General features: G+C 65.1%; 13 protein-coding genes and 1 riboswitch. Of the genes, 7 read left to right on the plus strand and 6 right to left on the minus strand.

Translation table 11 applies throughout. The annotated features are described in order from the left end of the window. The first annotated feature begins 118 nt into the window (after positions 1–118). From F474_RS11940 to hldE, 3 genes are all read left to right on the plus strand, one after another. Positions 119–823: a sulfotransferase family 2 domain-containing protein gene (locus tag F474_RS11940; protein WP_097084612.1), complete on the plus strand. Its 705-nt coding sequence runs from the start codon at positions 119–121 to the stop codon at positions 821–823. After that, positions 816–1,415, plus strand: a complete 600-nt coding sequence (cysC, locus tag F474_RS11945; protein WP_097084613.1) for an adenylyl-sulfate kinase — start codon at positions 816–818, stop codon at positions 1,413–1,415. Before F474_RS11940 ends, cysC begins: the two co-directional genes overlap by 8 nt. Before the next feature lie 71 nt (positions 1,416–1,486). Further along, positions 1,487–2,908 carry a bifunctional D-glycero-beta-D-manno-heptose-7-phosphate kinase/D-glycero-beta-D-manno-heptose 1-phosphate adenylyltransferase HldE gene (gene hldE, locus F474_RS11950; RefSeq protein WP_097084614.1) on the plus strand — a complete coding sequence of 474 codons (1,422 nt, stop codon included), beginning with the start codon at positions 1,487–1,489 and terminating at the stop codon, positions 2,906–2,908. Positions 2,909–2,929: 21 nt separating this feature from the next. Here the strand turns inward: hldE and F474_RS11955 are convergent, their stop codons facing one another. From F474_RS11955 to F474_RS11970, 4 genes are read right to left on the minus strand one after another with little or no spacing between them, the layout of a single operon-like run. Further along, a complete protein-coding gene (locus F474_RS11955; protein ID WP_097084615.1) occupies positions 2,930–3,889 on the minus strand; it encodes a metal ABC transporter ATPase in 960 nt (319 codons plus the stop codon). Between the two features lie 36 nt (positions 3,890–3,925). Continuing rightward, entirely contained in the window at positions 3,926–4,735 is an 810-nt protein-coding gene (locus F474_RS11960; RefSeq protein ID WP_097084616.1) for an aldo/keto reductase, read from the minus strand. Beyond that, positions 4,732–5,907: an FAD-binding oxidoreductase gene (locus tag F474_RS11965; RefSeq protein WP_097084617.1), complete on the minus strand. Its 1,176-nt coding sequence runs from the start codon at positions 5,905–5,907 to the stop codon at positions 4,732–4,734. The genes F474_RS11960 and F474_RS11965 overlap by 4 nt, the downstream gene beginning before the upstream one ends. Before the next feature lie 40 nt (positions 5,908–5,947). Beyond that, the gene (locus F474_RS11970; protein WP_097084618.1) at positions 5,948–6,280 is read right to left on the minus strand and encodes a multidrug efflux SMR transporter; all 333 of its coding nucleotides are present in this window, start codon (positions 6,278–6,280) and stop codon (positions 5,948–5,950) included. Between the two features lie 95 nt (positions 6,281–6,375). Here F474_RS11970 and F474_RS11975 point away from each other — a divergent pair, with 95 nt between their 5' ends. After that, positions 6,376–7,266, plus strand: coding sequence for a LysR family transcriptional regulator (locus tag F474_RS11975; RefSeq protein ID WP_097084619.1), 891 nt, complete (start codon positions 6,376–6,378; stop codon positions 7,264–7,266). A gap of 25 nt (positions 7,267–7,291) precedes the next feature. Then, the gene (gene waaA / locus F474_RS11980; RefSeq protein WP_097084620.1) at positions 7,292–8,572 is read left to right on the plus strand and encodes a lipid IV(A) 3-deoxy-D-manno-octulosonic acid transferase; all 1,281 of its coding nucleotides are present in this window, start codon (positions 7,292–7,294) and stop codon (positions 8,570–8,572) included. Here the strand turns inward: waaA and F474_RS11985 are convergent. Beyond that, on the minus strand, positions 8,515–9,972 hold the full coding sequence (locus F474_RS11985; protein ID WP_256577720.1) for a TolC family outer membrane protein: 1,458 nt from the start codon (positions 9,970–9,972) through the stop codon (positions 8,515–8,517). The two genes, waaA and F474_RS11985, sit on opposite strands and share 58 nt — an antisense overlap. A 149-nt stretch (positions 9,973–10,121) precedes the next feature. Continuing rightward, positions 10,122–10,228: riboswitch (TPP riboswitch) on the plus strand. Between the two features lie 124 nt (positions 10,229–10,352). On the opposite strand from F474_RS11985, the gene thiC reads away from it, so the two are divergent. Both thiC and cytX read left to right on the plus strand, forming a co-directional pair. Beyond that, a complete protein-coding gene (gene thiC / locus F474_RS11990) occupies positions 10,353–12,239 on the plus strand; it encodes a phosphomethylpyrimidine synthase ThiC (protein WP_097084622.1) in 1,887 nt (628 codons plus the stop codon). A 66-nt stretch (positions 12,240–12,305) separates the two neighbouring features. Continuing rightward, positions 12,306–13,592, plus strand: a complete 1,287-nt coding sequence (gene cytX, locus F474_RS11995) for a putative hydroxymethylpyrimidine transporter CytX (protein WP_097084623.1) — start codon at positions 12,306–12,308, stop codon at positions 13,590–13,592. Here the strand turns inward: cytX and F474_RS12000 are convergent. Continuing rightward, complete coding sequence (locus F474_RS12000) at positions 13,561–14,298, minus strand: RsiV family protein (protein WP_097084624.1); 738 nt, start codon at positions 14,296–14,298, stop codon at positions 13,561–13,563. The genes cytX and F474_RS12000 overlap by 32 nt on opposite strands. Between the last annotated feature and the right edge of the window lie 155 nt (positions 14,299–14,453).

A 14,453-nucleotide genomic window follows, 5' to 3' on the forward strand; every position in this document is an offset into this window, starting at 1 on the left:
AATAGCAAATTGCCTTTATTTGTAACTGCTTCTGCACGCAGTGGATACCACCGCTGCACAGTAAGGTAATAACGGCTTTGGTAGTGTCCCGGTTCCACAACGAACCGAGGACACTGCGATGCTGCAACGCTTCGTATGGAAGCTGCTGCCCAAGGCGCAGCGTACTTTCCTGCTTCATCGAATGCCGGTCATCGACCGCCAGGTCGTGAACCGTGCGATGTCAGGCAATATTCGTTTTCCTGCCGCCTTCGCCGAACGGCGCTGCCTCTTCATCCATGTGCCCAAGTGCGCTGGCAACAGCGTCTGCGCAGCGCTGTTCGATGATTGGTGCCCGGGCCATCTGCCTTTGTACTGGTATGAGGCGCAGTTCCCGGCCCAGTACGCCGAGGCCTTCAAGTTCGCATTCGTACGTGACCCGCTGGAGCGCGCCTATTCAGCCTATGCCTTCCTGCAGGGCGCTGACCTGCCCGAGCGCGACGGGCCAGCCCGTGCTCTGGTCAATGCATTCGGCTGCTTCGATGAATTCGTAATGGGGTGGCTGACCGAAGAGAACGTGCAGCGGCAGGTGCATTTTGCGCCGCAGACGCGCTTTCTGGTCGATGGCCTGGGCCGCCTGGCCATGGACTTCATCGGCCGCCATGAAACCCTGGAGCAAGACTTCGCCAGTGTCTGCCGGCAACTGGGGTTAAGCGCTTCACTGCCCATGCGCAACGTTTCGCCAAGGCGCGAAGTGCCCAGTGCCCGTGACGTAGCCAGCATCAGAACACGCGAGCGGATTCGCCGGGTCTATCGCCGTGACTACGAGTTGCTGGGCTATGAATGACCTCTCACAAGCCGGTTTCATCCACCCCTTCAGCCTGGCCGTGCAGCCGTGGCAGCGCGCAGCCCTCAAGGGGCAGCGAGGCCGCTGCATCTGGCTGACGGGGTATTCAGGCGCGGGCAAGTCTACCCTCGCTGCCCATTTGGAAGCAGCGCTGCTCAGCCGCGGCCGCCATACCTTCGTGCTCGACGGCGATAACGTGCGAGCGGGGCTTTGCCAGGACCTGGGCATGAGCCCCGAGGAGCGCCGCGAGAACATTCGCCGCATGGCTGAGGTGGCCCGCCTGATGGTCGACGCTGGGCTGATCGTCATCGTCGCGGCCATCTCGCCGTTCGAGGCGGACCGGCAGGCTGCCCGGGCACTGTTCGACGATCAAACGTTTTTTCTCGTGCACGTGAGCACGTCGCTCAAGGAGTGTGCCCGCAGAGATCCAAAGGGCCTTTATCGGGCGGCCCGGGAAGGTCGGGTACGCCAGTTCACAGGGGTCGACAGCCCCTACGAAGCGCCGCCGGTAGCAGATTACGTAATCGATACCACGCAGGCGTCACTTGAGCACTGTACGCAACGGCTCACCCAGGCCTTGCTTGCAGGTTGAGGGGGCTGTCGGGCCGCCGGCCGGGCTGTGCTAATATCCACGCCCTGTTCATTCTGTAGATGGGTTGGTCCATGAAGTTGTCGATGCCGCGTTTCGAGCGGGCCCCGGTCCTGGTGGTTGGCGATGTGATGCTCGACCGCTACTGGCACGGCGGCACCTCGCGCATTTCGCCCGAGGCCCCCGTGCCGGTGGTGAGGGTCGAGCAGATCGAAGACCGCCCTGGCGGTGCCGCCAACGTCGCGCTCAACATCGCGGCCCTCGGCGCACCTGCCGCCCTGGTGGGCGTTACCGGTGAGGACGAAGCCGCCGAAAGCCTGGCCGCCAGCCTGAAGGCTGCGGGCGTGCGTACCGGCTTCCAGCGCATCGCCCACCAGCCCACCATCGTCAAGCTGCGGGTGATGAGCCGCCACCAGCAATTGCTGCGTATCGACTTCGAAGAGCCTTTTGCCACCGACCCGGTACACCTCAGTGCTGAGGTCGATGCACTGCTCGACGGCGTCAAGGTGCTGGTGCTGTCCGACTACGGCAAGGGGGCACTGAAGAATCATCAGCAGCTCATCCAGGCCGCCCGCGCGCGCAGCATACCGGTGCTCGCCGACCCCAAGGGCAAAGACTTCTCCATCTACCGTGGTGCGAGCCTGATCACGCCCAACCTCAGTGAGTTCGAGGCTATTGTCGGCCGCTGCGCCGATGAGGCGGAGCTGGTGACCAAGGGCGCGACCCTGATGGCCGAGCTTGAGCTCGGTGCGCTGCTGGTAACCCGTGGCGAACACGGCATGACCCTGCTGCGCCCAGGCCATCAGGCGCTGCATTTGCCGGCCCGTGCTCGTGAAGTGTTCGACGTGACCGGCGCTGGCGATACCGTCATCTCCACGTTGGCCGCTTCCCTGGCTGCCGGCGAAGAGTTGCCGCACGCAGTGGCATTGGCGAACCTGGCTGCAGGGATCGTGGTTGGCAAGCTGGGGACCGCCGCGATCAGTGCGCCTGAACTGCGCCGGGCGATTTCGCGGGCCGAAGGCTCCGAGCGCGGTGTGCTCACCCTTGAGCAACTGCAACTGGCTATCGAAGACGCCCGGGCCCATGGGGAGAAGATCGTCTTCACCAATGGCTGCTTCGATATCCTGCATGCCGGCCATGTGACCTACCTGGAACAGGCCGCGGCCCAGGGCGACCGCCTGATCGTGGCCGTCAACGACGACGCTTCGGTCAGCCGCCTGAAAGGGCCGGGGCGGCCGATCAACAGCGTTGACCGGCGCATGGCCGTGCTGGCTGGGCTCGGGGCGGTCGACTGGGTGATCAGCTTCGCCGAAGGCACCCCTGAGAAATTGCTGGAGCAGGTGCGCCCCGACGTACTGGTCAAAGGCGGCGACTACGGCATCGACCAGGTGGTCGGTGCCGACATCGTCAAAGCCTACGGCGGCGAAGTGCGTGTGCTGGGGCTTGTGGAAAACAGCTCCACCACCGCCATCGTCGAGAAGATCCGCAGCCGCTGAGCGGCTTGCCAGGTGGCGGGGCTACAGCTTGTGCCGCGCCAGCCTGATCAACGCCCTGGCTTTGGTCGCGACTTTTTTCAGCCCACTCCTGCGCACTGCCGGCACTTCAAGCCCCTGGCGGTGCAGCCAGTCTTTCCATTTCACCCGCTCCTCGCGCACCACCCAGCCTTCCTGGCTCGCGAAGCTTTCCGCCAAGAACAGCCCGCGGGTGGGCGCGGCGTGGAGTTCGCCCTTGCGCAAGGTGTAAAGCTCCGGCAGGGGCTTTCCCCCGTCCAGCGGTATCAGATAGAGGTCAGGGCGCTTGCGGCTCAGGCGGGCCACCAGCTGGTCGTTTTCCAACCGTTCGTCCACGTGGTACAGGCTAAGGCCCTTGGCTTCCTTGGGCACTTCCAGGCGCAGGTCATAAACCAGCTGCAGCGATGCAGTGGGCAGGTGCACGTAGGCCCTTGGCTGCTCGATCAACGCTTGGGCGCCGCAGAGCACCGTGCGCGCGGCCCCGGCCTTAGGGATCAGGTCGAAGGTCGGGGTTTCGCGGTACTTCAGGGCACCGCCGTAGGCGTCCGGTAGCCAGGTTTCCTTGAAGCGCCCATTGAGCCAACCGCCGGGCGTTTCGAGCAGGCACTCTTCAGCCACTTCCTGAACGGCCGTGTGCAGCGGCAGGTTCAGCTCATGGGCTGGCACATAGCCGGAAATCAGCTTGAGCACCACATCGCCACGGTCCTCGCGGCGCTGGCGCACCAGCACCCAGTAGTCGCGGCCCTGCCAGGCAAGGGTGAGGCGTACCGAAACGCCCAGGTTGGCCAGCTCGATGGAAAACTGCTCGGGGTCGTCGACGGCGATGGGCTGGCGGCGCTCGAGGGTTTGCGTGAAATTCTGGGGCATGCCCACGCTCTGGTAGGCCAGCGCCTGGGGTGTGGCCTCCACGAACAGCGGCAGGGTCTTGAAATTGCCTGGGTTCTTGCGGATCAGCGTTTGCGGCATACAGGGTCCTTGGTCAGGGCGCCGGGCCGCGGGCGATCATCGGCCGGCAATCACGGCGGCGGCCGTAGCCACATTGTGTGCCAGGTGCACGGGGTTGATGGTCCCGACGATAGCACTGGTGACCCCCGGCTCGCCAAACAGCAACTGGAAGCTGGCGCGGACAGGGTCTTGCCCGGCCAGGCAGGCGTGCCCGCTGGCCAGCGCTTTCTTCACCAGAATGCCCTTGCCATGTGACAGGGCGTGGTCGATCACCGGGCGCTCCGTGCGTTCGTTCAGATTGTAGGTGACCATGGCGCAGTCGCCGCGTTCCAAGGCAAGCAACCCACCTTCCACGGTTTTGCCGGAAAACCCGAAGCCCAGCAGCTTGCCCTCGCGCTTGAGCTCGGCCAGCGTGTCGTAAACGCCTTCGTCTTGCAGGATGCGCATATCCTCGCCATTGGAGTGCACCAGGACCAGATCGATGCGGTCGGTCTCCAGGCGTTTGAGGCTGCGTTCCACCGAAAGCCGCGTGTGGGCGGCGCTGAAGTCGAAGCTGGACTGGCCGGCAGTGAATTCCTCACCCACCTTGCTGACGATCACCCATTCATCGCGCTGGCCGCGAAGCAGCGGGCCCAGGCGCTCCTCGCTCACACCATAGGCCGGGGCCGTGTCGAGCAGGTTGATGCCCAGGTCACGAGCCTGGCGTAGCAGCATGCGCGCTTCTTCATCGGTGGGAATAGTGAAGCCGCTGGGGTACTTGACGCCTTGATCGCGCCCGAATTTGACCGTGCCCAAACCCAAAGGCGAAACCAGAGGGCCGCCAAGGCCCAGAGGGCGATGGTGCGCGTGCAGTGTCGGTAGGCTCATGGCAGCAGGGTCTCCCAGGGGGCCTGGCCCAAGGCAGGTGCTGGCAGGGCTGGCAGGGCAGGGTGGGGTTGCGGCCGGATGTGGTCGCGTTCGAGCGCGGCGAACACGCGGTCTGAGAAGTCCGGCGCCAACGCCAGCTTGGTGGGCCAGCCCACCAGCAGCCTGCCTTGATCCGCAAGAAAGGCGTTGTCGGGGCGTACCAGCCCTGATTGTGCGGGCTCGGCGCGGTCGACGCGCAGCGTGGCCCAATGCAGGCCGCTCTGATCAAGCCAGGGCATGAGGTCGGCGAGCTCGCGTTGGGCGGCGGCGATTTGTTGCTCGGGGGTGCGGCCTACCGCGTCGCCTTCAGCGATATCGCCCCCCAGGTACCAGACCCATTGGCCATCGGCGGCCGGGTGCGTGGTCACTGTGACGCGCGGCTTGGGCCCACCGCCCAGGCAGTGTGCATACAGCGGCTTGAGCGCAGTACCTTTGGCCAACACCATGTGCAATGGCCGGCGCTGCATGGCCGGCTCCTTGACCCCCAGCGCCGCGAGCAGGTGGGCGGTACCGCCCCCGGCACTGAGCACGATGCGTTGCGCGCGAATGTTACGGCCATCGACCGCCAGGCCGACCAGGTCACCGCCTTCATGCAACGCGGTGACCTGGTCGCCTCGCAGCAGGCTGCCCGCGCCCAGCTCGGCCAGGCGGGCGATCAGGCTGGGGGTGTCGACCACCAACTCGGCCAGGCGATAGACCTTGCCTTTGAACTTGGGATGCTGAAGCGCGGGTGGCAGTTGCTCGCCTTTGACGGCGTCGACCCGGCCGCGCACCGCCTTGCTCGCGAAAAAACTGGTGAGGTTGCCGGCCAGCGTGCCTGGCGACCACAGGTAGTGGGCGCTCGACAGCAGCCGCACGGGGGAGAGGTCCAGCTCGCCATCGCCTGCCAAGGCCTCGCGCCAGCGCCGTGGCATGTCGGCAATGGCCTCGGAGGCGCCGGTGAGGGCGCCGTGCAAAGCGTATTTGGTGCCACCATGGATGATGCCCTGGGATTTCAGGCTCTGGCCGCCACCCAAGGTGGCGTTTTCCACCAGCACGGTCGAATAGCCGGCGCGGCGCAGGCGGGCGTTGAGCCAGAGCCCGGCGATACCCGCGCCCACGATCAGCACGTCTGTGGAAACAACCTCGGCCATGGGGGCTCCTCGAGAAGGGCAAAGGCGCCAGTATATCAACCTAGTGCCCGGAGGATTGCGAGAACAGCTGAATGACCAGCACCCCGCTGACGATCAAGCCCATGCCTGCGATGGCCGGCAGGTCGAGCTTCTGGCCATACACGAACACTGCCGCGACGCTGACCAGCACGATCCCCAGCCCAGACCAGATCGCATAGGTCAGGCCCACCGGGATCTGCCGCATCACCAGGGTCAGCATGAAGAATGCGGTGCCGTAGCCCAGCACCATCAGCAACAGGGGCAGCGGTGTGCTCAGGCCTTTGACGGCCTTCATCGACAAGGTGGCGATCACTTCGGCGCAGATGGCGATAACCAGGTAGTAGTAGGCAGTCATGGCATAACCCTCCGATGTGGGCCAGTGAATGAGCGAATTTTCCGGCTGAACTCAGATGGGGTAAAGTCATTACCTATCTGGTTTGGAGATAGGTTATGGCACTTCGTTGGACGCTCGAGCAGATCGAATTGTTCGTCGCCGTGGCCGCGCAGCGCTCGTTCTCGGCGGTCGCTCGAGACAGGCGTAAAGCGCAATCGGCAATCAGTGGGGCGGTCGCGGCACTTGAGGATAACCTCGGGGTGCTGTTGTTCGAGCGCAGCAGTGGCCGCCAGCCGCAGCTCACAGAGGCCGGGGCCAATCTGCTGGAGGAGGCGCGGGAATTGCTCCGCCAGAGCGAACGCCTTGATGGCCGCGCAGCAGCATTGTTGCGCGGCCAGGAGCCCAGGCTGTGCCTGGCGCACGACGAGGCGATGCCCTACCAGCCAGTGCTCGACAGCCTGGCCGAGCTTGCCGAGCGCCATCCGCTTATCGAGGTGCAACTGGCGAGTGCCGCTCAAGGCGCCGTGGTGGCCCGGTTGCTTGCACGGGAGGCCGACCTGGGCCTGGCTTTCAGCCACGAGCGCATGCCCCAGGCGCTGGAGCGTCGCGCCGTGGGCAGCGTGGAGATGGTAACCGTGTGCCCGGTGGGCCACCCGCTGGCGGGTGTCGCCAGCGTCACCCGCCGTGAACTGGCCCGGCACCGCCAGTTACTGATGGCGATGCCGCGCAGCAGCTACGCCGGCGGCGAGCAGATCAGCCCGCAGGCCTGGCGCGCAGACAGCTTCTACGCCATGGCCGAATGGCTGATGCGGGGCTTGGGCTGGGCCTGGTTACCCCGCCATGTGGTGCAATACCCCGCGTATCTGGGCCGAATGGTGGAGCTGCGCAGCGACTGGGTGCCACCGGCACTGGTGGTGGAATTGCTGTGGCGCCGTGACGAAGCGCTGGGGCCGGTGGCCAGTTGGCTGGCGCAACGTTTCGCTGCGCATCTGCGTGCGATTGGCTGACCGCCTTGAGGTACACTTCGCGGCCATGAACAGACACCTCTATACCCTGTTGTTTACCCTGGCGCTGCCGATCATCGCCCTGCGCCTCTGGCTGCGCGGTCGCAAGGCCCCGGCGTATCGCCAGCGCATTGGCGAGCGCTTCGCCCTGAGCCTGCCGCCGCTGCCTACCTCCGGTATCTGGGTTCACGCGGTGTCGGTAGGCGAAAGCATCGCGGCAGCACCCCTGGTGCGTGAGTTGCTGGCGCAATACCCGGGGTTGCCCGTGGTGATGACCTGCATGACGCCCACCGGCTCAGAGCGCATTCGCGCGCTGTTCGCCAGCGAGCCTCGGGTGCACCACTGCTACCTGCCATACGACCTGCCCTGGATGGTGCGCCGTTTCCTGAGCCACACCCGCCCTCGCCTGGCGGTGGTGATGGAGACCGAGCTATGGCCCAACTATGTCGATGTGTGCGCCGTGCGCGGCATCCCTATGGCCCTGGCCAACGCTCGCCTGTCGGCGCGCTCGGCCAAGGGCTACGGGCGCTTTCCCAAACTCACTCGGCCGATGCTGGGCGCGCTCAAGCTGATCGCGGCCCAGACCGAAACCGAAGCCGAGCGTTTTCGCCAATTGGGTGCGCGCCCGGAATGCGTGCAGGTTACCGGCTCGATCAAGTTCGATCTGAAAGTCCCCGGCCATCTTGCCAGTGAGGCGGCCCTGCTGCGGGAGCAGTGGCAGGCCACCGCGCGGCCGGTCTGGATTGCCGCCAGCACGCATGCCGGTGAAGACGAGTACGTGCTGGCAGCGCATCGGCTGCTGCTGCAGCACTGCCCTGATGCCTTGTTACTGCTGGTGCCGCGCCATCCCGAGCGCTTCGACGAAGTGCATCGCCTGGCGGTGGGCGAGGGGTTCGCCTGCGTGCGCCGTTCGAGTGGCGAGCCGGTGCAGGCCGATACCCAGGTGATGGTCGGTGACACCATGGGCGAGCTGCTGTTTCTCTACGCCTTGGCCGATATCGCCTTCGTCGGCGGCAGCCTGGTGCCGACCGGTGGGCACAACCTGCTCGAGCCCGCCGCCCTTCGCCGCCCGGTGCTGAGCGGCCCGCACCTGTTCAATTTTCTCGATATCGCCGCGCAGTTGCGCGACGCCCAGGCCCTGCGCGTGGTGGAAAACGCAGAGGAGCTGGCCGAGGCCCTGCGCGAGTTGATCGAGCTGCCGCAGACCGCCGAGCGCATGAGCGTGGCGGGGCTTGAGGTGATGCGCGCCAATCAGGGCGCGCTGGGCAGGCTAGTGGCGGCGCTGCGGGCGGTCGGCCCGCCGGTTTGAGGCTTGAGCAGCTCGCGGGCCTTGCTTTCGAGGTCAGGCGGCAGGAAGTCCTTGTCCGGGTTGTAGTCGGTCTTCAGGTAACGCCCCAGCGCTTCCAGGTCCTGCGGGCTTAGGGTTCCGGCCGCCTGCTTGAGCCTCAAGTTGTCGAGAATGTAGTCGTAGCGGCTGTTGTTGTAGTCACTGACCGAGGCGAACAGCTGGCGCTGAGCCTGAAGCACATCGACGATGTTGCGCGTACCGACTTGATAGCCGATCTGCGTAGCTTCCACCGAGCTTTGGTTGGAAATGATCGACTGGCGCCGGGCCTGCACCTGTTCCACGTCAGTGTTCACCGCCCGGTGCAGGTTGCGGGTGTTTTCCACGACTTGCCGACGCAACGCTTCGCGCTGGTATTGCGCCTGGGTAAGGCGCTGGCTGGCCTCCCGCACTTGCGAGCTGGTCAGGCCGCCGCTGTAGAGCGGGATGTTCAGGCGCAGGCCGATGGTCTGCTGGGTCACATCGCTACCGTAGCGCTGGCCGTCGCGCGGGGCGGGGTTCGACAGCTGGAAGTTGTCGTTGTCGCCGCGTTGATATTCAGCCACGGCATCGAGTGTCGGTGCGTGGCCGGCCTTGCGCTGGCGCAGCGTCTCCTCGGCTGCGTCGATGGCGTGGCTGGTGGCCTGAAGGTTGAGGTTCTGCTGCGCTGCGGTGTCTACCCAGGCTCGGGCGTCGTTGGGGATGGGCGCCAGCACCGGCAAGGTGTGCACCACCCCTTGCAGGGCGTTGTAGTGGCGGTTGGTCAAGGTTTCGAGCGCCTGAAACGCGTCTTCTACCTGGCGTTCGGCGCTCAAGCGGCTGGCGCGAGCGGTATCGTAGCTGGCTTGGGCCTGAAGCATGTCGGTGCGGTCAGTCAGGCCCACCTTGAAGCGCTCGCTGGACTGGTCGAGCTGGTACTTGAAGGCGTTTTCCTCGGCACGGGCGGTGGCCAGCCCATCCTGTGCGCGCAGTACCGAGAAGTAGGCCTCGGCGCTCTGCAGGATCAAGTTCTGTTCAGTGGCAGAGAGCTCCAGCGCCGCCTGCTCGTCGCTGGCCCGTGCGGCCTTGAGCTGGAACCAGCGGTCGGCACGAAACAGCGGCTGGCTCAAGGTGGCCCGCCAGCTGGTGCCGCTGCGGTTGGCGGTCACGTCCTGGCCGCTGACCGGGACGCTCTGGCGGCTGTCGTTGACGTCGGCCCCGGCCGAGAGGTTCGGCAGCAGCCCGGCGCGCGCCTGGGGTACGGCTTCGCTGCGCGCGGCATAGTCGGCGCGAGAGGCAGCGAGGTCGGCGTTGTTGGCCGCGGCTTCGCGATACACGCTCATCAGGTCGGTGTGGCTGGCCAATGGCCCTTCTGCCCAGGCGGGCAAACTGCCGAGCACGCCCATCGCCAACAGCCAGCCACAATGCTTGAACATCCTTTCGCTCCCTGATCAGTGCCGGCTGAGTATAGGAACCGGCGCCTTTTCCGACCACGGGCAGTGCGGTTATATCCTTGGCATTGGCTAAAAGAGCGGCACTTGGCTACACTCCCGGGCAGTTCTTGTCGGGGTGCCTCACATGAGAGGCTGAGATCGGATATGTCCGGATCCCGTTGAACCTGATCAGGTTGAAGCCTGCGTAGGGAACAAGATTGCTCGCTTCCCGGCGAGCCCTCTTGTGTTGGGCCCGGGATGCGTATTCACGCCCTCCGTGCCCGGCACGCCGCTGCCGCGCACACTGTCCTTCAGGTTCATCCCCGGCTCAACCAACCGTTGGAGAGCCTGCGATGAGTCAAAAACAACAACAGATTGCACTGAGCGAATCGGCCCAGGTCGATGAGCAGTCCGTCAAACCCTTTCCCCGTTCGCAAAAGGTCTACGTGCAGGGCTCGCGCCCGGATATCCGTGTGCCAATGCGCGAAATCACCCTCGACACCACACCCACCGACTTCGGCGGCGAAATCAACCCGCCAGTAATGGTCTACGACACCTCCGGCCCCTACACCGACCCCAACGTGCAGATCGACGTGCGTAAAGGCCTGGCCGACGTGCGTTCAGCCTGGATCGACGACCGGGGCGACACCGAGCGCCTGGCCGGGTTGTCTTCGGAATTTGGCCAGCAGCGCTTTGCCGACCCAGCGCTGGCGGCCCTGCGCTTCGCTCATGTGAACAAGCCGCGGCGTGCCAAGGCTGGGGCGAATGTGTCTCAGATGCACTATGCGCGCAAAGGCATCATCACCGCCGAGATGGAGTATGTGGCCATCCGCGAAAACATGAAGTTGCAGGAGGCCAGGGCCGCCGGGCTTCTGAAGGAGCAACACGCCGGCCACAGCTTCGGCGCCAATATCCCGAAAGAAATCACGCCGGAGTTCGTACGCCAGGAGATCGCTCGCGGCCGTGCGATCATCCCGGCCAACATCAATCACACCGAGCTGGAGCCGATGATCATCGGCCGCAACTTCCTGGTGAAGATCAACGGCAACATCGGCAACAGCGCACTGGGCTCTTCCATCGAAGAGGAAGTGGCCAAGCTCACCTGGGGCATTCGCTGGGGGTCGGATACGGTCATGGACCTGTCCACCGGCAAGCACATTCACGAAACCCGCGAGTGGATCATCCGCAACTCGCCCGTGCCGATCGGCACGGTGCCGATCTACCAGGCGCTGGAGAAGGTCAATGGCGTTGCCGAAGACCTGACCTGGGAGCTGTTTCGCGACACCTTGATCGAGCAGGCCGAGCAGGGCGTGGACTACTTCACCATCCATGCCGGTGTGCTGCTGCGCTATGTGCCGCTGACCGCCAAGCGGGTCACCGGCATCGTCAGCCGCGGCGGCTCGATCATGGCCAAGTGGTGCCTGGCCCATCACCAGGAGAACTTCCTGTACACGCATTTCGAAGAGATCTGCGAAATCATGAAGGCCTATGACGTGAGCTTCTCGCTGGGCGATGGCCTGCGCCCCGGCGCGATCGCCGATGCCAATGACGCGGCCCAGTTCGGCGAGCTGGAAACCCTCGGTGAGCTGACCAAGATCGCCTGGAAGCACGATGTGCAATGCATGATCGAAGGCCCAGGCCACGTGCCGATGCAGTTGATCAAGGAGAACATGGACAAACAGCTCGAGTGCTGCGACGAAGCCCCGTTCTACACCCTGGGCCCGCTGACCACCGACATCGCGCCGGGCTACGACCACATCACCTCCGGCATCGGGGCGGCGATGATCGGCTGGTTCGGCTGTGCAATGCTGTGCTACGTGACGCCCAAAGAGCACTTGGGGTTGCCCAACAAGGACGACGTGAAGACCGGCATCATCACCTACAAGATCGCCGCCCATGCCGCCGACCTCGCCAAGGGCCACCCCGGGGCGCAGATCCGCGACAACGCGCTCTCCAAGGCGCGCTTCGAGTTTCGCTGGGAGGACCAGTTCAACCTGGGCCTGGACCCAGACATCGCTCGGGCCTACCACGATGAAACGCTGCCCAAGGAGTCTGCGAAGGTCGCGCATTTCTGCTCGATGTGCGGGCCTAAGTTCTGCTCGATGAAGATCACCCAGGAAGTGCGCGAATACGCCGCCAGCCAGAAGATCGACAGCGTCGATGTGACGGTGGAGCAAGGCCTGCGCGAACAGGCCGAGCGCTTCAAGAGCGAAGGCAGCCAGCTGTATCACAAGGTGTGAGCGTGGCCCGGCGGTGGGGTGAGCCCGCCGCCGGGGGCGTCACTGTAGCGTTCGACCGAGACTGACATGAACCCTAATCTCTATTCTCCCAATGCCGTCGTGGCTGCCGACCAGCGAGTGCTGGGTGGCCGCGACCTGTTTTCGCTGTGGTTTTCCCTGGGCGTCGGCCTGATGGTGCTGCAGACCGGCGCCTTGCTGGCGCCGGGCCTGGGTTTGGCCCAGGGCCTGCTGGCCATCGTGCTCGGCACCCTGGTGGGCGTGCTGCTGCTGGCCGCAGCCGGTGTGATCGGCACCGATACCGGGCTTTCGGCCATGGCGTCGCTGCGCCAGAGCCTGGGCCGGCAGGGCGCGGCGCTGCCAGCGCTGCTCAACCTGTTGCAATTGGTCGGCTGGGGCGCCTTCGAAGTGGTGGTAATGCGCGATTCGGCGAGCCTGCTGGGGGCACGCACCTTCGGCGAAGGCAGCCTGGCGGCCAGCCCGTTGGCCTGGACGCTGCTGTTCGGTGCGCTTGTAACCTTCCTGGCGGTGGCTGGCCCTCTGACCTTCGTGCGCCGCGTACTGCGTAAATGGGGCATCTGGCTGTTGCTGGCAGCGTGCCTGTGGCTGACCTTCAACCTGCTGCGCCAGGCCGACCTCGGCGCGCTGTGGCGCCGCCCTGGTGACGGTTCGATGGCTTTGGCGGTAGGGTTCGACATCGCCATTGCGATGCCGCTTTCATGGCTGCCGCTGATCGCCGACTACTCGCGTTTCGGTCGCGGGGCGCGCTGTACCTTCGGCGGCACGGCGCTGGGCTTTTTTCTCGGCAACCTGTGGCTGATGGGGCTGGGTGTGGCCTACACGCTGGCGTTTGCGCCCACCGGCGAGGGGAACGCGTTGCTGCTGGCACTGGCCGGGGCCGGTGTGGGTATCCCGCTGCTGCTGATCTTGCTGGACGAGTCGGAAAACGCCTTTGCCGATGTCCATTCGGCAGCGGTGTCAGTGGGCTTGCTGGCGAAGGTCGAGGTTCGCCATCTGGCGCTGGCGATCGGGGTGCTCTGCACCCTGATCGCCGCGTTTGCGCCCCTGGCCGAGTACCAAACCTTCCTGCTGCTGATCGGCTCGGTGTTTGCGCCGCTGTTCGGTGTAGTGCTGGTGGACCACTTTTTGCTGCGCCGGCGCCGCGCCCGCCTGGCCTTGCCAGCGCTGGGCTGGCCGGCGCTGGTGGCCTGGGCGGGGGGTGTGGTGACCTATCAGCTACTGGCCAACCATTGGCCAGAGCTGGGCGCAACACTGCCTTCGCTGCTGATCGCGGCCCTGTTGCAGGCAGTGCTGGGCCGGTTGTTCAGCGGCGCGCCGGCACCAGCTCCGGCTTGATCACCCCGTTGAGCCTGGCGTAGGGAATCGCCAGCTCGATGTGCCCCAATGCGTAAGGCGCAATGCTGCTCACGTCGTACTTGAGCAGCACCGCGCGTTGCCCCAGGGCGATGTTGTCGGTGGTCTGGAACGGCCATTGCTTGACGAAGCCTGGGTCTTGGGCCAGCTTGGCATCGATGAGCCAGCCGCGGTGCGCCTCTTGGGCCGCAAGCCAAAAAGTGCTTTCCTGGCCGGGCACCAGCATGTCCTGCAGCGTCAGCGCCTTGTGCTGGGCGCGCGAATAATTGATGAAACCACGCCCGGGCTCGCCATGGGCGCCGCCTTTGTCCAGGTAACTGGACAGCTCCACGATCACCAGCCCGTCATGCTGCTCGCGTACCTTGGCTTGCAGGTAGCTGGCATTGCGCGGCGCAGCACTGGCCAGGAACTGCTGCTCATAGGCTTGCAGGCTCGCCGGTGGCGGCTTGAGGCCGGTCAGCGCCAGCAAGCGTTGCTGTACCAGCGCGTCCAGCGCAGGTTCGTCGGCAAAGTGCAGGGTGTCTATATTCACCAGGGGGCACTCGTTGCCGGTGCAGCCGGGTTTGGTGTGTTCCCAGGCCTCGCGCTGGCTGGGCAACGGTTTGTCCTGGGCAGGCTGGAACAAGCTCTGGCAGGCAGAAAGGCTGGCCACCAACAGGGCCAGTGCGGTCAGTCGGGGCAGCGACATGAATATCCTTGGGCACGTATGAAGTCGTGCTTGGACTATAAACGGCGCGCGCGGTTCGCCACCAGCCTCGGGCTTGAATTACCCGCAGATGACCCCACTTGCGCCTCTGATCCGCAAAGCGTGCGCAAGCCTTGGCACCGCGCTACGATGCGCCC

The organism is Pseudomonas sp. URIL14HWK12:I12 (assembly GCF_003097135.1).
Classification (GTDB): Bacteria; Pseudomonadota; Gammaproteobacteria; order Pseudomonadales; family Pseudomonadaceae; genus Aquipseudomonas.

Coding starts and splice junctions, on each gene's coding strand:
- F474_RS11940 (WP_097084612.1), top strand. CDS start 119: ATGCTGCAACGCTTCGTATGGAAGCTGCTGCCCAAGGCGCAGCGTACT.
- cysC (WP_097084613.1), top strand. CDS start 816: ATGAATGACCTCTCACAAGCCGGTTTCATCCACCCCTTCAGCCTGGCC.
- hldE (WP_097084614.1), top strand. CDS start 1,487: ATGAAGTTGTCGATGCCGCGTTTCGAGCGGGCCCCGGTCCTGGTGGTT.
- F474_RS11955 (WP_097084615.1), bottom strand. CDS start 3,889: ATGCCGCAAACGCTGATCCGCAAGAACCCAGGCAATTTCAAGACCCTG.
- F474_RS11960 (WP_097084616.1), bottom strand. CDS start 4,735: ATGAGCCTACCGACACTGCACGCGCACCATCGCCCTCTGGGCCTTGGC.
- F474_RS11965 (WP_097084617.1), bottom strand. CDS start 5,907: ATGGCCGAGGTTGTTTCCACAGACGTGCTGATCGTGGGCGCGGGTATC.
- F474_RS11970 (WP_097084618.1), bottom strand. CDS start 6,280: ATGACTGCCTACTACTACCTGGTTATCGCCATCTGCGCCGAAGTGATC.
- F474_RS11975 (WP_097084619.1), top strand. CDS start 6,376: ATGGCACTTCGTTGGACGCTCGAGCAGATCGAATTGTTCGTCGCCGTG.
- waaA (WP_097084620.1), top strand. CDS start 7,292: ATGAACAGACACCTCTATACCCTGTTGTTTACCCTGGCGCTGCCGATC.
- F474_RS11985 (WP_256577720.1), bottom strand. CDS start 9,972: ATGGGCGTGCTCGGCAGTTTGCCCGCCTGGGCAGAAGGGCCATTGGCC.
- thiC (WP_097084622.1), top strand. CDS start 10,353: ATGAGTCAAAAACAACAACAGATTGCACTGAGCGAATCGGCCCAGGTC.
- cytX (WP_097084623.1), top strand. CDS start 12,306: ATGAACCCTAATCTCTATTCTCCCAATGCCGTCGTGGCTGCCGACCAG.
- F474_RS12000 (WP_097084624.1), bottom strand. CDS start 14,298: ATGTCGCTGCCCCGACTGACCGCACTGGCCCTGTTGGTGGCCAGCCTT.